This is a genomic window from Mesorhizobium sp. WSM4308 (genome assembly GCF_002294905.1).
GTDB lineage: Bacteria > Pseudomonadota > Alphaproteobacteria > Rhizobiales > Rhizobiaceae > Mesorhizobium.
On record NZ_NSFW01000002.1, the window covers coordinates 403,800 to 426,983 of the forward strand.

22 protein-coding genes and 1 tRNA gene are annotated in these 23,184 nt (G+C 63.9%); 5 read left to right on the top strand and 18 right to left on the bottom strand.

Annotated elements, in window-relative coordinates; all coding sequences use genetic code 11:
* Nucleotides 1-143 precede the first annotated feature (143 nt).
* Nucleotides 144-3,551 carry an acyl-[ACP]--phospholipid O-acyltransferase gene (locus tag CK227_RS04750; protein WP_095771961.1) on the top strand — a complete coding sequence of 1,136 codons (3,408 nt, stop codon included), beginning with the start codon at nucleotides 144-146 and terminating at the stop codon, nucleotides 3,549-3,551.
* A 302-nt stretch (nucleotides 3,552-3,853) separates the two neighbouring features.
* On the opposite strand, the gene CK227_RS04755 is transcribed toward CK227_RS04750, so the two are convergent.
* The 12 genes from CK227_RS04755 to CK227_RS04810 all read right to left on the bottom strand — a co-directional run bounded on the left by CK227_RS04755 (nucleotide 3,854) and on the right by CK227_RS04810 (nucleotide 11,911).
* Nucleotides 3,854-5,113 carry a DUF1501 domain-containing protein gene (locus tag CK227_RS04755; protein ID WP_095771768.1) on the bottom strand — a complete coding sequence of 420 codons (1,260 nt, stop codon included), beginning with the start codon at nucleotides 5,111-5,113 and terminating at the stop codon, nucleotides 3,854-3,856.
* A 39-nt stretch (nucleotides 5,114-5,152) separates the two neighbouring features.
* Nucleotides 5,153-6,634, bottom strand: coding sequence for a DUF1800 family protein (locus CK227_RS04760; RefSeq protein ID WP_095771769.1), 1,482 nt, complete (start codon nucleotides 6,632-6,634; stop codon nucleotides 5,153-5,155).
* Between the two features lie 115 nt (nucleotides 6,635-6,749).
* A complete protein-coding gene (locus CK227_RS04765) occupies nucleotides 6,750-7,019 on the bottom strand; it encodes a hypothetical protein (RefSeq protein WP_095771962.1) in 270 nt (89 codons plus the stop codon).
* A 109-nt stretch (nucleotides 7,020-7,128) separates the two neighbouring features.
* On the bottom strand, nucleotides 7,129-7,584 hold the full coding sequence (locus tag CK227_RS04770) for a periplasmic heavy metal sensor (RefSeq protein WP_095771770.1): 456 nt from the start codon (nucleotides 7,582-7,584) through the stop codon (nucleotides 7,129-7,131).
* Nucleotides 7,581-8,027 (bottom strand): hypothetical protein, encoded by a 447-nt coding sequence (locus CK227_RS04775; RefSeq protein WP_245318071.1) that lies wholly within the window; start codon nucleotides 8,025-8,027, stop codon nucleotides 7,581-7,583. Before CK227_RS04775 ends, CK227_RS04770 begins: the two co-directional genes overlap by 4 nt.
* Nucleotides 8,028-8,146: 119 nt before the next feature.
* The gene (locus CK227_RS04780) at nucleotides 8,147-8,683 is read right to left on the bottom strand and encodes an RNA polymerase sigma factor (protein WP_095771772.1); all 537 of its coding nucleotides are present in this window, start codon (nucleotides 8,681-8,683) and stop codon (nucleotides 8,147-8,149) included.
* A gap of 45 nt (nucleotides 8,684-8,728) precedes the next feature.
* Nucleotides 8,729-9,187 (bottom strand): acid-shock protein, encoded by a 459-nt coding sequence (locus tag CK227_RS04785; protein ID WP_095771963.1) that lies wholly within the window; start codon nucleotides 9,185-9,187, stop codon nucleotides 8,729-8,731.
* Nucleotides 9,188-9,409: 222 nt separating this feature from the next.
* Nucleotides 9,410-9,598: a YodC family protein gene (locus CK227_RS04790; RefSeq protein ID WP_019863018.1), complete on the bottom strand. Its 189-nt coding sequence runs from the start codon at nucleotides 9,596-9,598 to the stop codon at nucleotides 9,410-9,412.
* Between the two features lie 159 nt (nucleotides 9,599-9,757).
* Nucleotides 9,758-10,252 (bottom strand): hypothetical protein, encoded by a 495-nt coding sequence (locus tag CK227_RS04795; RefSeq protein WP_143750481.1) that lies wholly within the window; start codon nucleotides 10,250-10,252, stop codon nucleotides 9,758-9,760.
* A gap of 383 nt (nucleotides 10,253-10,635) precedes the next feature.
* Nucleotides 10,636-11,118 carry a hypothetical protein gene (locus tag CK227_RS04800; protein WP_095771774.1) on the bottom strand — a complete coding sequence of 161 codons (483 nt, stop codon included), beginning with the start codon at nucleotides 11,116-11,118 and terminating at the stop codon, nucleotides 10,636-10,638.
* Between the two features lie 163 nt (nucleotides 11,119-11,281).
* Nucleotides 11,282-11,671: a DUF6173 family protein gene (locus CK227_RS04805; protein WP_143750482.1), complete on the bottom strand. Its 390-nt coding sequence runs from the start codon at nucleotides 11,669-11,671 to the stop codon at nucleotides 11,282-11,284.
* Nucleotides 11,672-11,835: 164 nt separating this feature from the next.
* Nucleotides 11,836-11,911: transfer RNA gene (locus CK227_RS04810), tRNA-Thr, on the bottom strand.
* 287 nt (nucleotides 11,912-12,198) lie between these two features.
* On the opposite strand from CK227_RS04810, the gene CK227_RS04815 reads away from it, so the two are divergent.
* Complete coding sequence (locus tag CK227_RS04815) at nucleotides 12,199-13,344, top strand: hypothetical protein (RefSeq protein ID WP_095771776.1); 1,146 nt, start codon at nucleotides 12,199-12,201, stop codon at nucleotides 13,342-13,344.
* Between the two features lie 3 nt (nucleotides 13,345-13,347).
* Here the strand turns inward: CK227_RS04815 and CK227_RS04820 are convergent, their stop codons facing one another.
* The gene (locus CK227_RS04820; protein ID WP_095771777.1) at nucleotides 13,348-14,949 is read right to left on the bottom strand and encodes a cisplatin damage response ATP-dependent DNA ligase; all 1,602 of its coding nucleotides are present in this window, start codon (nucleotides 14,947-14,949) and stop codon (nucleotides 13,348-13,350) included.
* A gap of 241 nt (nucleotides 14,950-15,190) precedes the next feature.
* Complete coding sequence (locus CK227_RS04830) at nucleotides 15,191-16,198, bottom strand: ligase-associated DNA damage response exonuclease (protein ID WP_095771779.1); 1,008 nt, start codon at nucleotides 16,196-16,198, stop codon at nucleotides 15,191-15,193.
* 123 nt (nucleotides 16,199-16,321) lie between these two features.
* Here CK227_RS04830 and CK227_RS04835 point away from each other — a divergent pair, with 123 nt between their 5' ends.
* From CK227_RS04835 to CK227_RS04845, 3 genes are all read left to right on the top strand, one after another.
* Nucleotides 16,322-17,239, top strand: coding sequence for a class I SAM-dependent methyltransferase (locus CK227_RS04835; RefSeq protein ID WP_095771964.1), 918 nt, complete (start codon nucleotides 16,322-16,324; stop codon nucleotides 17,237-17,239).
* 108 nt (nucleotides 17,240-17,347) lie between these two features.
* Nucleotides 17,348-17,710, top strand: a complete 363-nt coding sequence (locus CK227_RS04840) for a hypothetical protein (RefSeq protein ID WP_095771780.1) — start codon at nucleotides 17,348-17,350, stop codon at nucleotides 17,708-17,710.
* A gap of 66 nt (nucleotides 17,711-17,776) precedes the next feature.
* Entirely contained in the window at nucleotides 17,777-18,304 is a 528-nt protein-coding gene (locus CK227_RS04845; protein WP_095771781.1) for an AAA family ATPase, read from the top strand.
* Nucleotides 18,305-18,313: 9 nt separating this feature from the next.
* Here the strand turns inward: CK227_RS04845 and CK227_RS04850 are convergent, their stop codons facing one another.
* From CK227_RS04850 to CK227_RS04865, 4 genes are read right to left on the bottom strand one after another with little or no spacing between them, the layout of a single operon-like run.
* A complete protein-coding gene (locus CK227_RS04850) occupies nucleotides 18,314-19,255 on the bottom strand; it encodes a glyoxylate/hydroxypyruvate reductase A (RefSeq protein ID WP_095771782.1) in 942 nt (313 codons plus the stop codon).
* Nucleotides 19,256-19,285: 30 nt separating this feature from the next.
* Complete coding sequence (locus CK227_RS04855; RefSeq protein ID WP_095771783.1) at nucleotides 19,286-20,914, bottom strand: ABC transporter ATP-binding protein; 1,629 nt, start codon at nucleotides 20,912-20,914, stop codon at nucleotides 19,286-19,288.
* Complete coding sequence (locus tag CK227_RS04860; protein WP_095771784.1) at nucleotides 20,911-22,065, bottom strand: ABC transporter permease; 1,155 nt, start codon at nucleotides 22,063-22,065, stop codon at nucleotides 20,911-20,913. The genes CK227_RS04855 and CK227_RS04860 overlap by 4 nt, the downstream gene beginning before the upstream one ends.
* Complete coding sequence (locus CK227_RS04865) at nucleotides 22,065-23,162, bottom strand: microcin C ABC transporter permease YejB (RefSeq protein ID WP_095771785.1); 1,098 nt, start codon at nucleotides 23,160-23,162, stop codon at nucleotides 22,065-22,067. The genes CK227_RS04860 and CK227_RS04865 overlap by 1 nt, the downstream gene beginning before the upstream one ends.
* Between the last annotated feature and the right edge of the window lie 22 nt (nucleotides 23,163-23,184).

A 23,184-nucleotide genomic window follows, 5' to 3' on the forward strand; every position in this document is an offset into this window, starting at 1 on the left:
GGCGGACCGAAAGCCGCGATATGGACATCGGGCACTGTAAGGAAGTTTAACCAGCTCATGACTATCACTGAGCTTGAAATAGCGCCTGCAACCCGCAGGGCCTCCGGCGAACAGCCGTAGGGTTCGGCCAAGTGGAAATCGCCATGAACACGCATCTGATGTTGTCCCGGCGCTTTGCGCCTCTGTTCTGGACGCAGTTCCTGTCCGCCTTCAACGACAATTTCCTCAAGAACACGCTGGTGTTCCTGATCCTCTTCACGCTGGCAGCCGACCAGGCGGCCTCGCTGGTCACTTTGGCTGGCGCCGTCTTCATGGCGCCCTTCCTGTTGTTGTCGGCGCTTGGCGGCGAGATCGCCGACCGCTTCGACAAGGCGCTGATCGCGCGCCGGCTGAAATTCGCCGAGATCGCCGCCGCGGGTGTCTCCGTCGTCGGCATCGCGCTGTCGTCTATTCCCGTGCTGATGACGGCGCTGCTGATGTTCGGCATCATCTCGGCGCTGTTCGGGCCGATCAAATACGGCATCCTGCCCGATCACCTCGAGCGCAAGGAACTGCCTAAGGCCAACGCCTGGATCGAGTCGGCCACGTTTGCCGCCATCCTCGGCGGCACCATCGCCGGCGGCGTCGTGTCGGCCGATGGCATCGGCGTCACGGTGTTCGGACCAATCATGATGGCCCTGGCCGTCGGCTGCTGGTTCGTCAGCCGCTATATTCCGCCCACGGGTTCCGCGGCACCTGACCTCGTCATCGACAGGAACATCTTTCGCTCGACCTGGCGCCAGGTCAGCGAGCTGCGGACCGACACGCGGATCTGGCGCGCCGGCCTGATGACCTCATGGTTCTGGCTGATCGGCGCCATCGTGCTTTCGATCCTGCCGACCTTGATCAAGGATTCGCTCGGCGGCAACGAGATCGCCGTCACCGTCTATCTCGCTGTGTTCGCCGTCTCGATCGCCATCGGCTCGGCGATTGCCGCATGGATGTCGCAGGGGCGTATCGTGCTGCTGCCCGCACCGGTCGGCACGGCGCTGCTGGCGCTGTTTGGCCTGCATTTGGCCTGGACCATCTGGAGCATGCAGCCTTCGCCGAAGGCGCAAACTCTTGCCCTGTTCTTTGCCGGGCCAGACACCATCCGTGTGGCGATCGACCTCGCCGGCATGGCCATCGCCAGCGCCTTCCTCGTGGTGCCGACCTTCGCCGCCGTGCAGGCCTGGTCGCCCGAGGCGCGCCGCGCCCGTGTCGTCGCCGCGGTCAGCATCGTCAATGCCGGCTTCATGACCGTCGGCGGCATCCTCGTCGCCGCGATCCAGACGAAAGTCTCCACCGGCGGCATCCTGTTCGGCCTCGCCGCGGCCAATGCCGTCGCCGCCTGGCTGATGCTGAAATTCCTGCCGACCAACGCCTTCCGCGATTTCGTCTCCATCCTGTTCCGCGCCTTCCTGCGCCTGGAGGTCGAGGGCATGGAGAACCTCAAGGCGGCCGGCACGGCGCCGATCCTGGCGCTCAACCATGTGAGCTTCCTCGACGGTCCGCTGGCGCTGACGCTGACCGACGAGGAGCCGGTCTTCGCCATCGACTACGCCATAGCCCAGGCCTGGTGGATGAAGCCGTTCATGAAGCTCGCCCGTGCCTTGCCGCTCAATCCGGCCAAGCCGATGTCGACCCGCACGCTGATCAAGATCGTGCAGGGCGGCGATCCGCTGGTCATTTTCCCCGAAGGCCGCATCACCGTCACCGGCGGGCTGATGAAGGTCTATGATGGCGCCGCCATGGTGGCGGACAAGACCGGCTCGATGGTCGTGCCGATCCGCATCGACGGGCTGGAGAAAAGCCCGTTCTCCCGGCTGACGTCGCAGCATGTGCGCCGCCGTCTGCTCCCGAAGGTCAAGGTGACCATACTGGAGCCGGTCAAGCTGCAAGTGCCGCCGGAGCTAAAAGGCCGCAAGCGCCGCGCCGCGGCGGGGTCTGCACTCTACCAGGTCATGTCGGATCTCGTCTTCCGCACCCAGGACATCGACAGGACGGTGCTGGAAAAGATCATCCTGACGGCGAATGAACGCGGTATGAAACGGCTCGCCGTGCAGGATCCGGTCACCGGCTCGCTGAGCTATGGCAAGCTGCTGACGGCGGCCGCCGTGCTCGGCGAGAAATTCCAGAACCTTTATGCCGATCAGCAGACGCTCGGCATCATGCTGCCCAACGCCAACGGCTCGTGCGCCACGCTGCTCGGCGTGATGTCGTCCGGCAAGGTGCCGGCGATGATCAACTTCACCGCCGGTGCCGCCAACATCCTTTCCGCCTGCAAGGCCGCTGAGGTGAAGACCGTGCTCACGTCCCGCGCGTTTGTCGAACAGGCCAAGCTTGGCGCGGTGGTCGAGGAGATCGGCCGGTCGGTTGACATCGTCTGGCTCGACGATCTGCGTGCAACCATCGGTCTCAAGGACAAGCTGCTTGGCCTGTTGCGCAAGTCGACACCGCGCGCGCCGCGCAAGCCTGACGACCCGGCGGTAATCCTGTCCACCTCAGGCTCGGAAGGCACGCCGAAGGGCGTCGTGCTCACCCATCGCAACATCCTGGCCAATGCCGCGCAGGCGGCCTCGCGCATCGACTTCCACTCGGGCGACAAGGTGTTCAACGTTTTGCCGATCTTCCATTCCTTCGGCATGACGGCCGGCACGGTGCTGCCGTTGATCTCGGGCGTGCCGGTCTATTTCTACCCATCGCCGCTGCACTACCGCATCGTTCCGGAACTGATCTACGCCTCCAACGCGACGATCATCTTCGGCACCGATACGTTCCTCAGCGGCTATGCCCGCACAGCGCACCCCTACGACTTCCGCTCGATACGCTATTGTTTTGCCGGCGCGGAACCGGTCAAGGCAGCGACGCGCATGACCTACATGGAGAAGTTCGGTGTGCGTATCCTCGAGGGCTACGGCGTGACCGAAGCGGCGCCGGTGATCGCCATCAACACGCCGATGTACAACAGGTCCGGCAGCGTCGGCAAAATCATGCCCGGCATGGAATACCGCCTGGATCCGGTACCCGGCGTGGATGAAGGCGGGCGTCTCTACGTGCGCGGCCCAAATGTCATGTCGGGCTATCTGCGCGCCGAGAAGCCGGGTGTGCTGGAACCGCTGGTCGACGGCTGGCATGACACCGGCGATGTCGTCTCGGTCGACGAGGGCGGCTTCATCACCATTCGCGGCCGCGCCAAGCGTTTCGCCAAGATCGGCGGCGAGATGATTTCCCTTGCCGCCGTCGAGGCGCTGGCGGGTGAATTGTGGAAAGGCTCGTTGTCGGCGGTCGCTTCCGTGCCGGATGCGCGCAAGGGCGAGAAGCTCATTCTCATCACCGAGGCTCCCGGCGCCACACGTGCCGAGTTCCTGGCCTTCGCCAAGGCCAATGGCGCCATGGACCTGATGGTGCCCGCCGAAGTGCGCGTCGTCCCGAAAGTGCCGGTGCTCGGCTCCGGCAAGCTCGACTTCGCCGGCGTAACCAAACTGGTGCGGGGGCAGGAGGCGCCGGCCGCCAAGGTCGAGGCCGCCTGACCGAGGCGACATGCTCGACGCTCGACGACGCCGCGCTGAAAGTCACGGCGTCGCTTGGAGGACTCGATCATGCTCGCAGATACATTCTGCCGATTGCCGTCGCCGCAGGCGCATTGATGCTGTCGAGTGTCAGCTCGCAGGCGCTGCCCATGGCCAAGCCCAGTGCCGCCGCCGCTTGATAATCCGACCGATACATCATTGGCACCATCGCTGGCGATCACGGAGCGGATCGACACGGCGGTGGCTGCGAAGCGGGGTGGGCGCTTCCCCAAGGATGGCGGTCGTGACGCCATCGTGCTTCTTCAAGCGATGAGATCCCGCATCGGCTTCACCCCCGCCGACTCGGGAAACACCTTGTCGCCGAGCACGGCTGCGGACAGGCCGAACTGGTCGGCGAGCAGGCCTTTCAACACCGCCCTGACATCGCTGGTCGGGGCGAGGTCGCGTTGCTGGTAGAGTTGCGCCGGCTTCAATCCCGGCCAGTCCGCGATGACGCGGCCGCCCTTGATCGCGCCGCCGGCGAGCAGCACCACCGTGCCGGTGCCATGATCGGTTCCGACCGTCCCATTGATCCGCGCCGTGCGCCCGAATTCGGTGACGGCAACGATCGCCGTGTCCTTCCAGCGCTCGCCGAGACCCTTTTCGAATTCCTCGAAGGCGCCGTCGAGGCCGCCGAGCAAGGTGGCGAGCCGGCCCGTGGCGCCGCCTTCGTTGACATGCGTATCCCAGCCGTCGAAGGCAAGCGCCGCAACACGCGGCCCGTCATCGGCCGCGATTAGCCTGGCCGCACCTTGCGCGGCCTGCCGCATGCCGGCGGCGCTGCCGAGGCCACCCTTCGGCTTCATCGCCCCATCCTTCGGCTTAATCGCGTTGCCGCCGGGCCGGTCGTCGAGCGCCATGCGGTCGGCATCGAGGCCGTTTTGCAGCGCCATCGCCAGGACCAGGTCGCGATGCTGGTAGAGGTCGAGAACCCGCGCCGCGAGGTCGCCGGCTGGCGCCGGCATCGATTGCGACGCCCAGCCGAGCACGGGAGCCGCGCCGCGGATCACCAGCGGCGTCGATGGTCCGACGGCCAGCCCGCCGAGCGTCGCCACGCGGTCGCCCGCCGGCAGGCTCTCCAGCGCCCGGTTGAGCCATCCGGTGGCTACGTGGCCCGGCCCGGCGAAACCGCTTTCCAGCACGTCCTGGCCGTCGAAATGCGAGCGTTCGCGATAGCCGGTCGCGGCCGCGTGCACCACCGCCGCCTGCTTGTCCTTGAACAGCCGCGCAAAGACCGGCATCGCCGGATTGACCGCGAAGAAACCATCGAGCGGCAATGCCGCGTGCGGGCCGGCAAGCGACAAAGCGATGTCGCCATGCAGGCCGGCATAGTCGGGATCGCCGATCGGACCGACCGCCGACAGGCCGTCGAGCGCGCCGCGCAGCACGATGACGATCAGGCGCGGGTCGCGATTGTCGGCGGCGCGGGCAAAGCGCGGCAGATAGGCCCAGGCAAACAGCGCGCCGCCGGTCATCAGCACGGCGCGGCGGGAAGGGTGAGGGGTTTCGCACAGCAGGCTCATGACTTGGTCTCCATGTCGGCGCCGGACCTGTCGCTCGCGCTATCGTCTCTGGAATTCGGGCGCCATCAAGAGCAGCGCCAGGCCTTGCTGCTTGGACTCGGCGCGGGCGACCGCTTGCCGCGTTTCCGGCGAGGCGGAGGGACCGATGACGGCGTCGAGCATGTCGTTGGGATTGCCGATATCCTTGACCTGGCGGGCCGCCTGCCAGGCGATGTCGAGGCGGATCTTCATGCCTTCGGCCGAGGTCCAGCTGTCCGCCTGGTCGGAAAAACCGTTCGGCCCCGGCGGTTGCCAGAGCGGCTCGCCCAGCGCATTGAGCCAATTGAGCGACTGGCCGGGATCGTTCGCCGGACCCGGACCGGCCGCCCGGCGGATGGCGGCGATATAGTCGAAAGGCGAGCGCATCTTGGCCAGAGGCGCCGACCAGGCCTCCGGCATGTCGATGAGGGTCGCCGCCAATGCCCGGAGATTGCCGTCGCTCTTGGCGAAAACCTTGGCGAGGCGCGCGACAGCCGCGGGCGGCGGATCGTCGGCTATGAAATGTCGGGCAAGTTCCGTGGCGATGTGATGCGCCGTCGCCGGATGGCGGGCGATGTCGTTGAGCGCCGCCTCGGCCTGACCCATGCCGCCGGCCGGATAGGTCTTGCCCAGCAGCACCGCATCGCCCGGCTCATGCGCGTTGGCGTTGAAGACGGAACTGCCGGGTTCGCCCAGCCGGCCTTTGCGCCCGGCCATCGTCCAGCCGGTCAGGATGCGTGCGAAACTGGTGACGTCGGCCTGGGTATAGCCGCTGCCGACGCCCAGCGTGTGCAGTTCCATGATCTCGCGGGCGAGATTCTCGTTGAGGCCGCGCCGGCGGTTCTTGCCGGCGCGGGAGTCCGGGCCGATCGACTGCTGGTTGTCGAGATAGAACAGCATCGCCGGATGCCGCTCCACCGCCATCAGCATGTCGGCGAAACGGCCGAGCACGAAGGGGCGGATGGCTTCCCGCTCGAAGGCGCCGGCGCTCGCCCGCACGATGTTGTCCTTCGCCACGGAGACGCAGAAATGGTTCGACCAGAAATACACCAGGCGTTCGACGAAGCCGGCCTCGGCTCCAAAAGCCTTGTCGAGGCGCGCCTGGGCTTCGGCGCGAAACAGCGTGGCCTCGATTGGCGGCGCGGGTTTGGCCGGTGGCGCGGGCGGCGGAACAGGTTGGGCAGGCGCAGCCGGTTCCGGCGTGGCCTGGGTGCTCGCCATTGCGGGCTGCGCCGTGGCTGCGGCCATGTGCTCGCGGTCGAGCTTGCGTTGGAAGTTTGCCGCCATGCTGGCCTGGATGGCCGGCGTGCTGCCCGGCAGGCTCGCATAGGCCGGATCGTCGAGCGGGATCAGGGCGATGTCGGGCTGCCGCAGTTCCGCCTTCAGATAGCCCCGCGGGTCGTGGGCCACCCTGTCGCGGTCGCCGGGCCTTGCCCCGAGCCCGAAGCGGTTGAAAGCGACGAGCACTGGATCTGGCGGGGAATTGGAGGCCGGGATATCCAAGTCAGCTCTCCATTGCTGGGGCTTCCCGCGCACGGCGCCGGAAGCCCGTTCGAGCCGTTTCGTGCCTGTTCAACTGAGGTCGTGGGGCCGACGAAGTTGTCGGCCCCCGAAGCCCCTACCAGCGATGCCAGTGACGGTGCGGATGCCACCCATAGAAGACCGGGCGATGCCAATGATGGTAACCGGGGTAGACGACCACGCGATTGGGGACGCAGCGCCCCCAGGGATTGGGATGCCAGCCAGGTCCGCAACCCCAGGCGACGTGCTCGACCAGCGCCGGGGCGGCAACCGGCGCCAGTGGCATTGCCGAGGATGCCGCGACCGTAGCCACCGCTCCGGTCATCGCAAGAGCGGCGGTGGCCGCGTATTTTGTCAGATAGTTCATGAACATGCTCCGAAGTTGTCCGAGGTTGAAACCTGTCGGCGCCAGATGGCCCGGCAGATCCTGCCCTTCATCTCGTTAAACGGGCGCCATCGGCATTTTCCGTCGGTCGTCACGGCGATTTTTTTGGCGGTGTCGACGGCTGCGGCCCGGCGCGCCTTGAGAGCCCTTCCGCCAGCAGGCTGCGATCCTCGGCGGAGCCTGCCGCCGCGAACTCGATGATGCGCTGCTCCAGCCGCGTGCGCACGGTGACGTCGGCATTGCGGGCTCGCTCCAGGGCGGCGGCCAGGGCCGCCGTGTCGAGGACGGGCTGCCGCAGCAGATCCGCCGCATCGCGCCTGGCCTGCTGGCCGTCGCGAATGATTTCGCGCGACTCTTGGCGGACTTCGCGCAGCGCCTTGCGGAACAGCGTGCGTTGCTGGTCGGGAAGCCGGCCGCCTGCCGCCTCCAGCGAATAGCCCTGGGCCGGCTTGCCGCGTTTTATCCAGACGGCCCCGCCGGCAAGCGCGCCGGCCAGGAAGACGTTCAGCACCACCGATGCGATGAGGAGATTGCGGCCGGTGCTCATAGGTCTTCCTCGATCGTGTCGGGTCCGGCATCGCCGAACGCCGTCGCATTGGCGTCGAGCACATAATGGTCGGACTGAACTTCGGGCGTGACGACGGTCACCAGGGCCAGTCCGGCAATGGCGCCGGCCAGCCCTATGCCGGCCAGCCCCAGCCCCAGCCACCAGAAGCGCTGATGCCGCCGCCGGACGATGTACCGGTCGGCGGTCCGCAGGATCGTATCGTGCAGCGCCTTGCCGGGGTGCGGGACGCGATAACTGTCGAGCACGGCGTCAAGCGTATCGGCCCGTCGCGAGATGGCCTGGCCTGTCTCGCTTGAGGCAAAGGCGGTGGCGGCGTCGCGCTCCGCTTGTGGCCAGCGCCGCAGATCGCCGCCATAGGCTTCGGCGAGCGCCGCGAAACGCCTGGCGTCCATTGCCGGTCCGTCCTCGATGTCTTCAGCCATCTGTCTTCCCCTTGCCCCTTGGTGCCGCGTGCCCACGCGGGTAGGAAACGAGGCCGGCCGGCCTCCGCCGGACGTCCATAAAGCGCGGTGAATGTCCGCCATTCATGGTCGCGGTCTTCTCAGTCATGGACGCCATCCCTGGCCAGGATCGTCTGCAAGGCCCGCCGGCCGCGCGAAAGCAGGCTCTCCAGCGCATCGACGCTGATCTCCAGGGTCGCGGCCGCCTCGATGTTGGACATCTCCTGATAATAGACCAGGATGATCGCCTCGCGCTGGCGTGGCGCGATCGCCTGCAAGGCCTGCTCGATCCCCTGCGGCTCTTCGCGGGCGTCGGGAAGCGGGGCAGGGTCGACCATGTCCGGCAAATCGTCGGTCACCAGTTCCCGGCGCCGGCGCAGCCGGTCGTAGCAGAGGTTGAGCGTCACCCGATGGATCCAGCTGTCGAAGCGTGCATTGCCGCGCCGCCAGCTCGAGGCGTGGCGCCAGACGCGCACGAAGGTCTCCTGTGCGACATCCTCGGCCTCCGCCGCATCGCCCAGCATGCGCACGGCGAGCGAAAGGATGCGCGGCAATTTGCGCGCGACGAGCGTCTGCACGGCCGCCGGGTCGCCGGCACCGACCCGGCGAACCAACTCCTCGTCCGGATCGGCGCTCATCGGCTGGCGCACTCCCGATTTCCATCACGTGTCATGGCCTCTTGGTCATTGCTCCGGCTTGGGAGCGGATTTGTGGCCTGGCATCTCGTCGGCCGTCAGAACGCCGTCGCCATTCTTGTCGAGCTTGGCAAAGCGCTTGGCGAAGAACGCATCGACCTCGGCACGATCGATGAAGCCATCATGGTTCGAATCGATGCGCGCGAAGGATTTGGCCGCATCGCCCTTGATGTTGCGCTTGGCCTGAAAAGCCTCCCACTCCAGCAGGCTGATCTTGCCGTCGCCATCCGTGTCGGCGGCCATGATCGCCTTCTCCCGCCGCTTCTGGAACTTGGCCAGCGTGATCTCGGACTTGGCCCTTGGCGCGGCCGGGGCCGCGGCTGGCGGCATGGCGCCGGGAGACGTGACGCCAAGAGGCGCAGCAGCTGGGGGCTGGGTCGCCGTCTGGGCGAGGGCCGCAACGGTCAGCAGGCTCAAGGCGGCGGCAAGGATCGAACGGCTTATCATGCTTCGGCGTCTCCTGTTGGCGCGTCGGCCACGGTCCATGCCGCGGTCACGCTTCAACCGTTAAACGCCGTGACCACGGAAATCCGTCGGTCGCCTGTGCCGATCATCCGATTCGGCGATGCCGCCTCAGCTCTGGCAGCAAAAGCAGCAGCCATGACACCCCATCCGGCGTCATCCGAATGCACGCCGGTTTAGCCACCGCCCTTGGCGAACGGGCAGGAGCTATGCCGACGGGTCGGCGGCCACCAGCTGGTCCGGTTTGAAACCCGCATGCTGCGGAATCCAGACATCGCCCTCGCGGTTGAACCAGTGGCACAGATACATGCCGGAAGCGGCACCGTCGCTGACCGTCATCTTCGGCCCTCCCGACTTCAGCTTGACGACGTCTCCGGTCTTGAAAGTGTTGGGCATTTTCGACCTCCCATGCTGAGGCCCGCGAGTTTCCCACCAAAGCTGAGTCTCGACAATGGCGGATATGGGAAGCCATTGCGCGATCCACCGCGCCCGCTCGCAGGCCCTTGGACGACATGACACGGAGGTAGCCCGGAGCGTTCACCCGAAGCGGCCTCATTAACGGCAGCACCCCTCTTTCGGAGTTGAAGGAACGGCGGTAGCAGGATCGGGAGTAGCTGGCTCAAGCTCCCCCGGGCCGATGCATCCATTGTAAAAATCAGGCTCTTTGATCGCGGAGCATCGGTCAGAGTTCGCGCGCATCAATTCGAAGAGCTTGTCGGTACCCAATCCCAACCGACTTACACGCAACTCGCCATCGGATTCGCCAAACACGAACACGATGTTCGTTCTAGGCGCCTCCTTGTTCTCCAGGCTGAATTGAATCATCTCTATCGAATTGCGGTATGATTGATCTTGGCTAAGAAGCGGGATCACGTCGAACATCAGGAGATTGCTTCCGGGCGCGATGATGGCCTTCTGATCATCTCGCAATCGGATTTTCGTCGCAGGGGCGAGATACTCGCTTTCTGTCTGCGCGCGAACAAACACTCCCGGCGCATCGCCGTTGTTGACTACCAGCAGGCGGATAGTGGTTCCCTCCAGAGAGATCATGGGGTTAGCCATGACCGAATGAGGTGTATGGAGAAGGTGTATGAAGCTTGGCACGGCGAAGCTGAGAACGGATATCAGTGCCGTAAGCAGTGCTAACACAGTGCTGGAAACAGAAAACCAACGCCGCCAATCCTGATAGAATTGGCAGTGAGTACAAACCTGAGCGCCCTTGGGGATAGATAACCGACACTGGTGGCAGTGGGTCATCTGTTGCTTTTCTTCGTGCATGACTTCGAATCGCCCCCAATTGCCCTGCAATCTATGTCAAAATTCTTCCGTGTAGGAGCGCTTGTCTGGGGCGAAGCCGCCCCGCACACTTGGGGCGACGCGCAAGGCTCTACGGCTGTGGAGCGGCGGCATTGGTGCGAAGGGTCGGCAACTAATCAGGGTAACGATATCAGCTTGCAATCCACAGCGAACACCGCACCGCCGAGCGGCGTATATTCGAAAGACTGAACAGGCCTGTTTTCCTCGCAGCTGGCGCCATCCTTGTCGTTGGTGCCAGATGGTGCCTTGGAAAAATGCCTGAATGAATAGTTCCATTTGGTGTTTGGACCATCTGTACCGGAAGAGTAGATGGTATGGGTTTCGTTGGACTGGCAGGCATCATCATAGTTCCTAATCGATGTCCAAGCCTGCTGCGACTCGTCGTAGGTGAAGTCCGTTTCCATCTGGTAAGAAATTACAGAACACATTTTCCGGTCAGGCCATGTCTTCAATGATGAGTGATTGATGATACAATGATATGTTGAAGCTTTGGCTTTGCAGATGACCGTAACAGCCTCTCTCAAGGCGTCGTTCTTTGCCTGAAACACCATCTGATCTGGCATGAACATGAAGGTAGCCGCCAGTAGATACGCCAGCATGATTCTATACCCTCAAAACGACACAGCTCACTGCCAGAAGGCCGGCCAAAGGCACTTTAATTGATTTGTCGAGGGTCGACTAGAATGCAGCACTTCCGCGCCGCCCGCACACTTGGGGCGACGCGCATGCTTGTCGCGCTGTAGGCGGCGGCTTTGGCCGAGCCTACTCGCTTTCTTCTTTCAACTGCTTTGCAAGCACAAAGCCGATCCGGTTTGGCTCGTCCTTTATCACCTTGATGGCAACCAGTAGAACATTCAGCTGCGAAACATGCTGGATCAGCTCGACAGGATTACCGTCGGCGTTCTTCCCATAAAAGGTTAGGAAATCTTCCTCCCAATAGCCAACGCCTTCAATGTGAACAGTCTCGCCCATTCCGAAATTGACGAGTCGGGCGCCAATTTCCTCATTGGCATCTAGTTTCTTTTCAAAGGCGATGATGGATTTGATGATGTGCTGATAGGCCGACCTAGCTGGATTGCGGAGCTCAACTGTTGGGAGACGGGGCATACGAGGCACCGACAAAATCGGCATTTCAATGAAGTCGCGGGCCATTTGATCCTCATCTAATTGAGTCGCCATCTTAGCGCTTGCTAAACGATTCGGCGACGGGGTCGTTGCCCAGCAGGCACGAACCCGGGGGGGCCTTATTTGGCCTAGCGCCCAAATAACTCCCTGCGGGAAAGTCCGGGCGAAACGATTCTAAACATTGGGAATTTTGGTGCCGCTTAGGTGACTCGAACACCTGACCCCATCATTACGAATGATGTGCTCTACCAACTGAGCTAAAGCGGCCCGGGAGGCCAGGGCCTCCACGATGGGCTGGGTGATAGACTCAACCGGCCGCGAATTCAAGATGCCACTTGGCAAATCATGCAAGAGCGCCTGCCGCCACCGAAACCAGGTTCGCACCTCCCCGCGCGCGAGAATTGCCGGCATGTTCCGATTTTGTTTGCCGGAATATCGCCGAGATGGACTTTGGACGGCCCGTCGAGGCAGAATGCGGCCGCCCGCCCGTTGATTGATTGGTCGCCTACGGCTAACCATCACGGAAGTTTGGGCAATTTGCAGAGGGATCCCGCTTGGACGCGATCGAAAAAGCGATCCGGAACGCCTTGGAGAAGGGCAATGCCGAGGACCGCGCGTTCCGCGAGAAGGTCTATCGGTCGGCCTTTGCCGCGCTTGACCGTGCGCTCCAGGCCAATCCCGGGGTGACCGTGGAAGTCGCCATCAAGCGCCGCAAGGCGATCCAGGCGACGATCACCGAAATCGAATCCGAGTTCCTGCCGGCCGTGCCGGATGTCGGCCTGGAGGTCGACGACCCGGCGGCCGAGCCCGCGGCCGCCGCGGCGCCCGCCATCGAGATCGGCGACAAGGCGCCATTGCCCGCCGTCACCGTCGACGGTCCCGCGCAGCCGGCATCCGATGCGCCGCGATCGCGCGTGCTGCCGGTCGTTCCCGACATCATGCCGGACGCGACGCTTCCTGGCGCGCCGGCCATCGACATGTCCGCTCCCGCCGCTTCGGGTACCGCGACGGAGGTGGCGCCCGATCGCGATGAGCGGCGCATTCGCGGGCGCCGCCTGCCGTTGACCGCCATTTTCTTCACTGTCACCCTGCTTGCGGCGATCGGCATCGGCGTGTTCTTCGCCATGCAGACCGGCGTGTTCAAGACGGCGGCGCAGCTCGACACGGCGCCGCCCGAGGCGCCGCCAACCGTCGAGGGTGACGATTTCACCCCGGCCGACGGCGCCAACGCGCCGGCCAAGCCCGGCGCCGCGGACCAGTCGCGCACCTGGATCAATGTGTTCTCGCCGGCCGACCCGACGCATGTCGCAGCCCCTTCGGACGCCAAGGCCTCGGTGATGAAGGACGATACCGGTCCGTTCCTGCGCATCCAGTCCGGCCCCTCCGGTTCGGCGATCGCTTTCGATGTCGGGCAGGGCGTGCTGGAGAAGCTCGCCGGCAAGCACGCCGTATTCGACATCATCGCGCGTGCCGAGGACGGCAAGGACACGCAGATTTCCGTCGACTGCAATTTCGGCGAGCTCGGCGATTGCGGCCGCAAGCGCTACGCGGTCGGCCAGCAGCGCAACGAATATCTGTTCGACGTGCAGTTCCCCAACAAGCATCCGGGCTCGGCCGGAACCATCGCCGTCAATTCCGATTTCGACAAGCAGGGCAAGGCGGTCGACATCTACGAGATCCGCGTCTCGATCGAGCCGTAAGGCTTAGCGGTCGAGCAGCGCCTGCAGCGTCTCGATGCGGTCGGCCTCGTTGGCCGGCTTGTCCCAGCGCAGCCGTGAAATGCGGGGAAAGCGCATGGCGACGCCGGATTTGTGCCGGGTCGAACGGTTGAGCCCCTCGAAGGCGACTTCCAGCACCAGGCCGTTGTCACGATCCGCCCGCACCGAACGCACCGGGCCGAAACGCTCGACCGTGTTGTCCCGGACATATTTGTCGATCTGCTTCAGCTCCTCGTCGGTGAAGCCGAAATAAGCCTTGCCGACCGGCACCAGTTCCTCCTCGCCCGCGGCTCCGGACCAGACGCCGAACGTGTAGTCGGAGTAGAAACTCGAGCGCTTGCCGTGGCCGCGCTGGGCATACATCAGCACCGCGTCCACCGTGTGCGGATCGCGCTTCCACTTGAACCACGGGCCTTTCGGCCGGCCGGCGATATAGGGCGAATCCCAGCGTTTCAGCATCACGCCCTCGATGATCGGGTGCGGCGGCGCGCGGCGCAGGTTCTCCAGCGCCTGCCAATCCGCGAAGTCGACGAAGGGCGACAGATCGAAACGGCTGGGGTCAAGCGCTTTCATGAGGGCTTCGAGGCGGCCACGCCGTTCGCGGAACGGCAATGCGCGAAGGTCTTCGTCGCCGAGCTGAAGCAGGTCGTAACAGCGCATGAAAGCCGGATATTGCTGCTGCATCTTCGGCGTCACCGTCTTGCGGTTCAGCCGCTGCTGCAAATCCGAGAAGGTTCCCGTCGCCTCTCGCGGGTCGCCGACCAGCAATTCGCCATCGAGCGTCGCGGAAAAATGCATCGCGTCGGCGAGGTCGGGAAAGGCGCCGGAGACATCGTCGCCGGTGCGCGAATAGAGCCGGTGGATGCCGCCTTCCGCCACCGCCTGGACGCGGATGCCGTCCCATTTCCATTCGGCCGCGTAGTCCGCCGGATCGAGTTTTTCGAGATCGCCGTCGCCGACCGGATTGGACAGCATCACCGGACGGAACAAAGCCATCGCCGTGTTGCGGGGTTTTTCGGCCTTGCCTTCCAGCCAGGCGAACAGCGCCATATAGGGCGGTGACAGCCCGTGCCATAGCTCCTCGATCTCGGCGACGTCGACCTTGCCGAAATCCGCCAGCGCCTGTTTGGCGAGACGCGCCGAGACGCCGATGCGCAGGCCGCCGGTGACCAGCTTGATGATGGCAAAGCGCGCCGAGATGCCGGCGCTGTCGAGCAAGCCGGCCAGCACTTTCGGCCCGTCCGAGCGGCTTGCCGCCTGTAGTTTGGCCACGACCTCGCCAAGCGTCGGCTCGCGGTTGGGGATCTTGCCCGGCGTCTGTGGCCAGACCAGCGACACCGTTTCGGCGAGATCGCCGACATAGTCGTAAGAGTAGCCGAACAGCACAGGGTCCATGCGTTCGGTGACCAGCATGCGCAGCATCGCCGGCTTGACCGCGGCTATAGTAAGGTCCCCGGTGATGGCCGCCAGCGCCAGCCCGCGATCCGGGTCCTCGACAGTTCGGAAATAGTCGACCAGCAGCGTCAGCTTGCCGTTGCGCGACGGCGTCAGCACCAGGCGGTCGAGGAGTTCGGCGAAGCGGTTCATGATGGTATGAACCACGCCATTGATGGAGGTTTGCGCTCTACGTCGCCCCCCTCTGTCCTGCCGGACATCTCCCCCACAAGGGGGGAGATTGGCAGCTTCGGCGCCGGCTCATCTTCGGCAACGATGGAGATTGGCGAACGCCGACGCGACGTCCGATCTCCCCCCTCGTGGGGGAGATGGCCGGCAGGCCAGAGGGGGGCGCCACAGTGCTCGGAGGTGGTGATTGACGAGCAATACTGCATCAATCGCCCTCGTCCTCATAGCCCACCAGATGCAGCGGCCGGGCGGCGATGCCTTCGAGCTCGCACCAGCGAACCAGCGCTTCCTCGCGGCCATGCGTCACCCAGATCTCCTCGGCGCCAGTCTCCTTGATGGTGGCCGTGAGCTCGTCCCAATCGGCATGGTCCGAGATGATCAGCGGCAGTTCGACGCCACCTTGCTTGGCGCGCTGGCGGATCCGCATCCAGCCCGACGCGAAGCACGAGATCGGATCGGGAAAGCGCCGCGCCCAGCGATCGGCGAAGGCCGATGGCGGGCCGACGACGATGGCGCCAGTGAAGTCGTCCTTGCCGTCTTCGACCGTTGCCGGCTCGAGGATACCCAGGTCGATGCCCTGGCTCTGATAGTATTCGCTGAGCCTGGCCAGCGCGCCATGGATGTAGAGCGGCTTGTCATAGCCGGCATCGCGCAACAGCCGCATCACCCGCTGCGCCTTGCCCAGCGCATAGGCGCCGACCAGATGCGAGCGTTCGGGAAACTGCGCTGCCGATTTCAACAGGCGGGCGATCTCCCCCGTGTCCGGCGGATGGCGAAACACCGGCAGGCCGAAGGTCGCTTCGGTGATGAACACGTCGCAACGGATCGGCTCGAACGGCACGCAGGTCGCATCCCTTTGTCGTTTGTAATCGCCGGAGGCGACGATGCGCGTGCCCTGATGCTCGACCGATATCTGCGCCGAACCCAGCACATGGCCGGCCGGATGGAAGCTGACGCTGACGCCGTTCAGCGCGATCGTCTCGCCGACCCGCGCGGCTTGCGTCGTTCCGGCAAAGTCCTCGCCGTAGCGCAGACCCATAATGTCGAGCGTCTGCTGCGTCGCCAGCACCGAGCGGTGGCCGGAGCGTGCATGGTCGGAATGGCCGTGCGTGATCAGCGCCCGGCCCACCGGCCGCACTGGGTCGATGAAGAAATCGCCCGGTGGACAGTAAAGACCCTCGGGCCGGGGATGAAGCAGGTCGGCAGCGCGCATGGTCCCCAAGATAGGATATAATTCCGCTGCGGGAAGCCGTTTGTCGGAGACTGCTGACTCTCAGGCCAGCTTTGCTCTACAGAGATGGCGGCCCGGCTGCCATCCGCCGGCGGAAACATCATCATGAAACCGCTTCAGACATCGTCCGGCGATTTGAACGCCGATCGCCGTGCCGACTATGCCGAGATGCTCTTTGCCTCCGGCGATCCCACGGCGGCGGCCGAGCTGCTGCTCGGCGCATTGGAGCTGGCGCCGCAATGGGCAATGGGCTGGTTCCGCCTCGGCGAGATGCACGAGGCATCGGGCAGGCTCGACCTGGCGGCGCAGGCCTGGGCGATGTCGCTGAAACTGGATGCGGCTGATCGCCAGGGCGCCGCCCTCAAACTGCAGCTGATCGGCAAGGCTCCGGTTGCCGCCGCGCCGCCCAGCGCCTTTGTCGAAGCGCTGTTCGATCATTATGCCGAGACATTCGAGGAGATGCTGGTCGGCAAGCTCGACTACCGGCTCCCCGAATTCCTCGAGCAGATGATTCGCAAGGCAAGGCCGGGCCGCTTCCGCCTGGCGCTCGACCTGGGCTGCGGAACCGGGCTGATGGGCGAGAGGCTGAGGCCGATCGTCGACCGGCTGGAAGGGGTCGATATCTCGGCCAGGATGCTGAAGAAGGCGCAGGCGAAAGGCATCTACGACACGCTGACGAAAGCCGATCTGCAGGGATTCTCTCATTCAGGCGAAAAGCCCGATCTGGTGACATCGGCCGATGTCTTGATCTACATCGGCGCGCTCGACGGTCCGATGGGCACCGTTGCCGGCCTGCTCGCCGAAGGCGGCCTGTTTGCCTTTTCCGTCGAGACCCTTGCAGACGACGGCGACTTCGCGCTGCAGCCCTCGCGGCGCTACGCTCATTCGCAACCCTATGTCAGGCGGACACTCGAAGCCAACGGGCTTGCGATCCTGGCGCTGGAGCCAACCACCATCCGGCAGGATCGCCGCGAGCCCGTCAAAGGGCTGGGCGTTGTGGCGTGGAAGCCTCACGCCGTTTGAAGCGTGCATGAACACCATCCCGCTGCTGCGAAAAAGTCCGATTTGCGTGCGCGACTGATATTTGCGATCTGGTCGCATCAGTGCGGGATATCAGGAGGAGCATATCGGATGCGCTGGAACATGATGGTCTTGGCATCCTGCCTGGCAACGGCCGGCTGCGTCGGCAACTCGATGTCCGAGCGGCAGGACGCCAACGTGGAATCCTCCCTGCAATACGACACAGTGCCGTGCGACCAGTTGCTGGCGCAGCGCAATGGCCTGGCGCAGCAATACAACCTTCCGGTGACCGCGAAGCCGACCTTCTCCAATCCCGCGATGGGTTTCGGTCCGTTCACGCCCGACATGCGCTCCAAGGCCAAGCGCGACAGTGACAGGGCGTCAGGCGAGATCGATGCCATGAACCGGTCGATCGAGCGCCGCGACTGCGGCAAGCCGGACAATCAGAAGAAGAAGTTCGCCCTGCCTGCCTGAAGATAGAAGCAGCAGCCGACGAGAGCGATCGCCGGCAGCATGCTCGCGTCCGCATGGGGGCGATCAATGAAACTCTCGGACCTAGGCGACCGCATCTGCATTCTGGGGCCGTCCAACAGCGGCAAGTCGACCCTGGCCGTCGCGATTGCCCGCAAGCGTGGCCTTGAGCCCGTTCACCTCGATCTGCTTCATCATCTGCCCAACACAGACTGGGAGGCGCGTCCAAAGAGCGAATTCATCGCCATGCATGACGCCGCGATCGCCGGCGAGCGCTGGGTGATGGACGGAAATTACTCGATCTGCATGCCGCAACGTTTTCGGCGGGCGACGGGAGTGATCCTGCTGGATATCTCCACGCCGGCAAGCCTGCTGCGTTACTTCAGGCGAAGCTGGTTTGAGAAGAACAGACGCGGAGCCCTGGAGGGCGGACGCGACAGCGTCAAATGGGACATGATCCACCATATTGCCGTGACCACGCCGAAAAACCGCAGAAGATACCAGGCGATGTTCGAGGAACTCGACCTGCCGAAGCTCCAGCTGTCCTCGATGGGAGCAATCAAGCAGTGCTTCAGGCAATGGGACCTGGCTATATAGGACGCCTGGCTAATATCCCGCCTTGCGATCCACCAGATTCTCGAGCTTCTCGCCGCGCTCGAAGGCGTCCATCTGGCGCAGCATGGTCGGCACCAGATGCATGGGATCGGAGGTCGCCGCGGCGTGCGGAGTCACGAACACCTTCGGATGGTTCCACAGCGGGCTGGTCTTCGGCAGCGGTTCGACCTCGAACACATCGAGGCTCGCCTCCTTCAGCGTGCCGTCGTCCAGCGCCCGCACGATGTCGGCATCCTTCTGCAGGCGGCCGCGTCCGGCGTTGATCAGCACCGAGCCGCCGAGGCCGTTGCGCTTGCGCAATTCCTTCAGCACGCCGTAATTGATGATGCCTTGCGTGTCCGGCGTCAGCGGCAAAAGCACGACAAGGATATCTGTTGCCTTGAGGAAGGGGATCAACCCGGCCTCGCCGGAATAGGTCGCCACCCCTTGCATCGGCCGCTCGGTGCGCGACCAGCCATTGACCGCGAAGCCGAGCGACAGCAGCACCGAGGCCGCAGCACGGCCGAGATTGCCGAGCCCCATAATGCCGACGGAGATGTCGCCGGCTGGCCGCTGCGGCGGCTCGTGCCAGATCTTCTTTTGCTGCTGCTGCCGGTAGAGCAGGCCCTGGCGATGATGATCGAGCACCCGCCAGACGACATATTCGGTCATGTATTGCGTAAGATTGTCGGCGACGACCTTGACGATCGGCACGTCGGGCAGGCCTGGATCGGCGAAAATATGGTCGACGCCGGCGCCGATGGAGAAGATGGCGCGCAGATTGGGCAGCGAAGACAACAAATTGGGCTTCTGCTTCCACACCACCGCATAGGTGATCGACGGATCCTTGGCGCCATCCGGCTCCAGCACTACCTCGCGCTCGGCCGACAGCAACTCGCGCCAGCGCTGCGGATGAAAGCCGGTGACGGCAAGTAGGATGCGGCCTTTTTCCATCGCGATTCGTCTAGTCCCTCTTTACGCAAATTACTGGCTGACGATGCCGACCGGCGCCGTCTCTATCTTGAAGGCGGCCGAGATCAGCGCCCGAGTATAGTCGGTTTGCGGATTTTCAAAAATCTGCTGGGAGGGGCCGGCTTCGACGATCTGGCCGTTGCGCATGACGATGACATCGTTGGCAAGCGCCCGGATGACCTTGAGGTCATGGCTGATGAAGAGATAGGCGAGGTCATGCTTGGCCTGCAGATTGCGCAGGAGGTCGACGACCTGCGCCTGCACGCTCATGTCGAGCGCCGATGTCGGCTCGTCCAGCATGACGAAGCGCGGGTTGAGCACCATGGCGCGCGCGATCGCGACACGCTGGCGCTGGCCGCCGGAAAACTCGTGCGGATAGCGGTTGCGGGTCGCCGGATCGAGGCCGACCTCCTTCAGCACGTCCGCAACCTTGTCGTCGCGTTCATCGGGCGACAGTTTCGGCTCGTGGATCTTCAGCCCTTCCTCGATGATCTCGGCGATCGACATGCGCGGGCTGAGCGAACCGAACGGGTCCTGGAACACGATCTGCAATTCGCGCCTGAGCGGCCGCATGGCATTGAAGGTGAGCTGGTTGATGTCGCGGCCGTTGAACCGGATGGTTCCCGTCGACGAGATCATGCGCGCAAGCGCCAGGCCGAGCGTCGTCTTGCCGGAACCGGATTCGCCGACCACGCCCAGCGTCTGACCGGCGCGCACGGTGACATCGATGCCGTCGACCGCCTTCACATGGTCGACCGTGCGGCGGAAGAAGCCCTGCTTGATCGGGAACCAGACCTTGATGTCTTTACCGGTCATGACAGGCTTGGCGTCGGCGTTGGCGGCCGGCGGCTTGCCCTTCGGCTCGGCTGCCAGCAGGTGGCGCGTATAGGGGTGCTGCGGATTGGCGAAGATGTCCTTGGTCGGTCCGGTCTCGACGATCTTGCCCTTGGTCATGACGCAAACCCGGTCGGCGATCTTGCGCACGATGCCGAGATCGTGGGTGATGAACAGCATCGACATGCCTTTGCGGCTTTTGAGGCCCGCCAGCAGTTCGAGGATCTGCGCCTGCACGGTGACGTCGAGCGCCGTCGTCGGCTCGTCGGCGATCAGCAGTTCCGGTTCGTTGGCCAGAGCCATGGCGATCATGACGCGCTGGCGCTGGCCGCCGGACAGCTGGTGCGGATAGGCGTCGAGCCGCTTCTGCGGATCGCGGATGCCGACCTCGTTGAGCAGCGCCAGCGTGCGCGCCTTGGCCGCGCGGTCGGCCATGCCCTGATGCAGCTTCAGGATCTCGACGATCTGCTGCTCGATCGTGTGCAGCGGATTGAGCGAGGTCATCGGCTCCTGGAAGATCATGGTGATCTTGTTGCCGCGCACCTGTCGCAGCTGCTTCTCGCTCATCGCCAGCAGGTCGGCGCCCTCGAACAAGACCTTTCCCGAGGGGTGGCTCGCCGTCGGATAGGGCAGGAGCTTCAGCACTGACAAGGCCGACACCGATTTACCGGAGCCGGACTCTCCGACCAGTGCCACGGTCTCGCCCTTGGCGAGGTCGAAGGAAATGTGGTCGACCGCCGTCGACTGGTTGCCACCTTGCGCAAAGGCGACGCTGAGATCGCGGACAGAGAGCAGAATTTCGCTCATCTGAATGCCTTGCGCGGGTCGAAGGCATCGCGCGCGGCCTCACCGATGAACACCAGCAACGACAGCATCAGCGAGACGACGATGAAGCCGGAAATACCGAGCCAAGGCGCGTTCAGGTTGCTCTGCGCCTGCTTCATGAGTTCGCCTAGCGACGGGGAGCCCGGAGGCAGGCCGAAGCCGAGATAGTCGAGCGAGGTCAGGGTCGAGATCGAACCACTGGTCAGGAACGGCAGGAAGGTCAGCGTCGCCACCATGGCGTTGGGCAACAGATGCCGGAACATGATCGTGCGATTGGGCACGCCGAGCGCGCGGGCGGCGTTGACATATTCGAAGTTGCGGGCACGCAGGAACTCGGCACGTACCACCCCGACCAGCGCCACCCAGGAGAAGATCATCATCAGACCAAGCAGGATGAAGAAACCGGGCGGCAGGATGGCGGAGACGATGAGCAGCAGATAGAGCACCGGGATCGCTGACCAGATCTCGATGACGCGCTGGAACAGAAGATCGGTCCAGCCGCCGAAATAGCCCTGCATGGCGCCTGCGGCAACGCCGATCAGCGACGAGCCCGCGGTCAGGATCAGACCGAACAGCACCGAGATCCTGAAACCGTAGATAAGCCGCGCCAGCACGTCGCGCGCTTGGTCGTCTGTGCCCAGCCAGTTCCAGTTGCCGACAATGCAATCGGGATCGGCCGCCCCTTGCGGATACTGGCTGCAGCGCTTGTCCGCATCATATTGCCAGGATGGCTTTGCAGGCGCGGCATCGGGAATTGCGTTGTTGACCGTGCGATAGGAGTAGCGGATCGGCGGCCAGATCATCCAGCCATTGGCGTTGATCTCGTCCCGGATGACCGGATCGCGATAATCGGTCATGGCATAGAAGCCGCCGAACTTCTCCTCGGGGTAGGCAACCAGCACTGGAAACAGGATCTCGCCCTTGTAGGAGACGAGGATCGGCTTGTCGTTGGCGATCCATTCGGAAAACAGCGACAGACCGAACAGCAAAAGGAAGATCCACAGCGACCAGTAGCCGCGTCGGTTGGCCTTGAAATTCTGCCAGCGCCGGCGGTTCAGCGGCGATAGCCAAGGCCGTTTGGCGCGTCTCGGCGTGGTCTCGACAACGGTGTTCTCGACAACGGCTTGGGACATCAGACGTCTCTCCGCTCGAAATCGATGCGCGGGTCGACCCAGGTGTACATCAGGTCGGACAGCAGGCCGACGAACAGCCCAAGCAGCGAGAAGATATAGAGATTGGCGAACACCACCGGATAGTCGCGCTGCAGGACCGACTTGAAGCCGAGCAGGCCAAGACCGTCGAGTGAGAAGATGTTCTCGATCAGCAGCGAGCCGGTGAAGAAGGCCGAGATGAAGGCGCCGGGAAAGCCGGCGATGACGATCAGCATGGCGTTGCGGAAGACATGGCCGTAGAGCACCTTGCGCTCCGACAGGCCCTTGGCGCGCGCCGTCACCACATACTGCTTGCGGATTTCCTCGAGAAAGGAATTCTTGGTGAGCAGCGTTGTCGTTGCGAAAGCCGACAGCACGAGCGCGGTCAGCGGCAACGTCATGTGCCAGATATAGTCGACGACCCTGTCCGGCCAGGACAACTGATCCCAATTATCCGAAACGATGCCGCGCAACGGGAACCAGTCCCAGAACGAGCCGCCGGCAAACAGCACCATCAGCAGGATGCCGAACAGGAAGCCCGGAATGGCATAGCCGATGATGACGACGCCGCTGGTCCACATGTCGAACGCCGAGCCATCCTTGACCGCCTTGCGGATGCCGAGCGGGATCGAGATCAGGTAGGACAGGATGGTGATCCAGATGCCGAGCGAGATCGACACAGGCATCTTTTCGAGGATCAGGTCGAGCACCGATATGTCGCGGAAATAGCTATCGCCGAAATCGAACCGGATATAGTTCCACAGCATCATGCCGAAGCGTTCGAGCGGCGGCTTGTCGAAGCCGAACTGCTTTTCCAGCTTCTTGATGAACTCGGGGTCAAGACCTTGCGCACCGCGGTATTTCGAGCCGATATCGCCGGCGGCATCGATATTGCCACCGGCGCCCGCGTCGCCACCACCGCTGCCGAGGCGATCGCTGCCGCCCTGGTTGGTCAGACTGGCAATCACCTGCTCGACCGGACCGCCGGGCGCGAACTGGATCACGGCAAAGGAAATCGCCATGATGCCGAACAGCGTCGGGATCATCAGAAGGATGCGTCGCAGTATATAGGCGCCCATCAGCCCGCCAATCCTGCGCGAA

Coding starts and splice junctions, on each gene's coding strand:
- CK227_RS04805 (WP_143750482.1), bottom strand. CDS start 11,671: ATGGCCCGCGACTTCATTGAAATGCCGATTTTGTCGGTGCCTCGTATG.
- CK227_RS04790 (WP_019863018.1), bottom strand. CDS start 9,598: ATGCCCAACACTTTCAAGACCGGAGACGTCGTCAAGCTGAAGTCGGGA.
- CK227_RS04800 (WP_095771774.1), bottom strand. CDS start 11,118: ATGCTGGCGTATCTACTGGCGGCTACCTTCATGTTCATGCCAGATCAG.
- CK227_RS04840 (WP_095771780.1), top strand. CDS start 17,348: ATGCGCTGGAACATGATGGTCTTGGCATCCTGCCTGGCAACGGCCGGC.
- CK227_RS04845 (WP_095771781.1), top strand. CDS start 17,777: ATGAAACTCTCGGACCTAGGCGACCGCATCTGCATTCTGGGGCCGTCC.
- CK227_RS04770 (WP_095771770.1), bottom strand. CDS start 7,584: ATGAGCACCGGCCGCAATCTCCTCATCGCATCGGTGGTGCTGAACGTC.
- CK227_RS04850 (WP_095771782.1), bottom strand. CDS start 19,255: ATGGAAAAAGGCCGCATCCTACTTGCCGTCACCGGCTTTCATCCGCAG.
- CK227_RS04795 (WP_143750481.1), bottom strand. CDS start 10,252: ATGATCTCTCTGGAGGGAACCACTATCCGCCTGCTGGTAGTCAACAAC.
- CK227_RS04780 (WP_095771772.1), bottom strand. CDS start 8,683: ATGAGCGCCGATCCGGACGAGGAGTTGGTTCGCCGGGTCGGTGCCGGC.
- CK227_RS04855 (WP_095771783.1), bottom strand. CDS start 20,914: ATGAGCGAAATTCTGCTCTCTGTCCGCGATCTCAGCGTCGCCTTTGCG.
- CK227_RS04820 (WP_095771777.1), bottom strand. CDS start 14,949: ATGAACCGCTTCGCCGAACTCCTCGACCGCCTGGTGCTGACGCCGTCG.
- CK227_RS04755 (WP_095771768.1), bottom strand. CDS start 5,113: ATGAGCCTGCTGTGCGAAACCCCTCACCCTTCCCGCCGCGCCGTGCTG.
- CK227_RS04785 (WP_095771963.1), bottom strand. CDS start 9,187: ATGATAAGCCGTTCGATCCTTGCCGCCGCCTTGAGCCTGCTGACCGTT.
- CK227_RS04830 (WP_095771779.1), bottom strand. CDS start 16,198: ATGCGCGCTGCCGACCTGCTTCATCCCCGGCCCGAGGGTCTTTACTGT.
- CK227_RS04765 (WP_095771962.1), bottom strand. CDS start 7,019: ATGAACTATCTGACAAAATACGCGGCCACCGCCGCTCTTGCGATGACC.
- CK227_RS04750 (WP_095771961.1), top strand. CDS start 144: ATGAACACGCATCTGATGTTGTCCCGGCGCTTTGCGCCTCTGTTCTGG.
- CK227_RS04775 (WP_245318071.1), bottom strand. CDS start 8,027: ATGGCTGAAGACATCGAGGACGGACCGGCAATGGACGCCAGGCGTTTC.
- CK227_RS04835 (WP_095771964.1), top strand. CDS start 16,322: ATGAAACCGCTTCAGACATCGTCCGGCGATTTGAACGCCGATCGCCGT.
- CK227_RS04860 (WP_095771784.1), bottom strand. CDS start 22,065: ATGTCCCAAGCCGTTGTCGAGAACACCGTTGTCGAGACCACGCCGAGA.
- CK227_RS04865 (WP_095771785.1), bottom strand. CDS start 23,162: ATGGGCGCCTATATACTGCGACGCATCCTTCTGATGATCCCGACGCTG.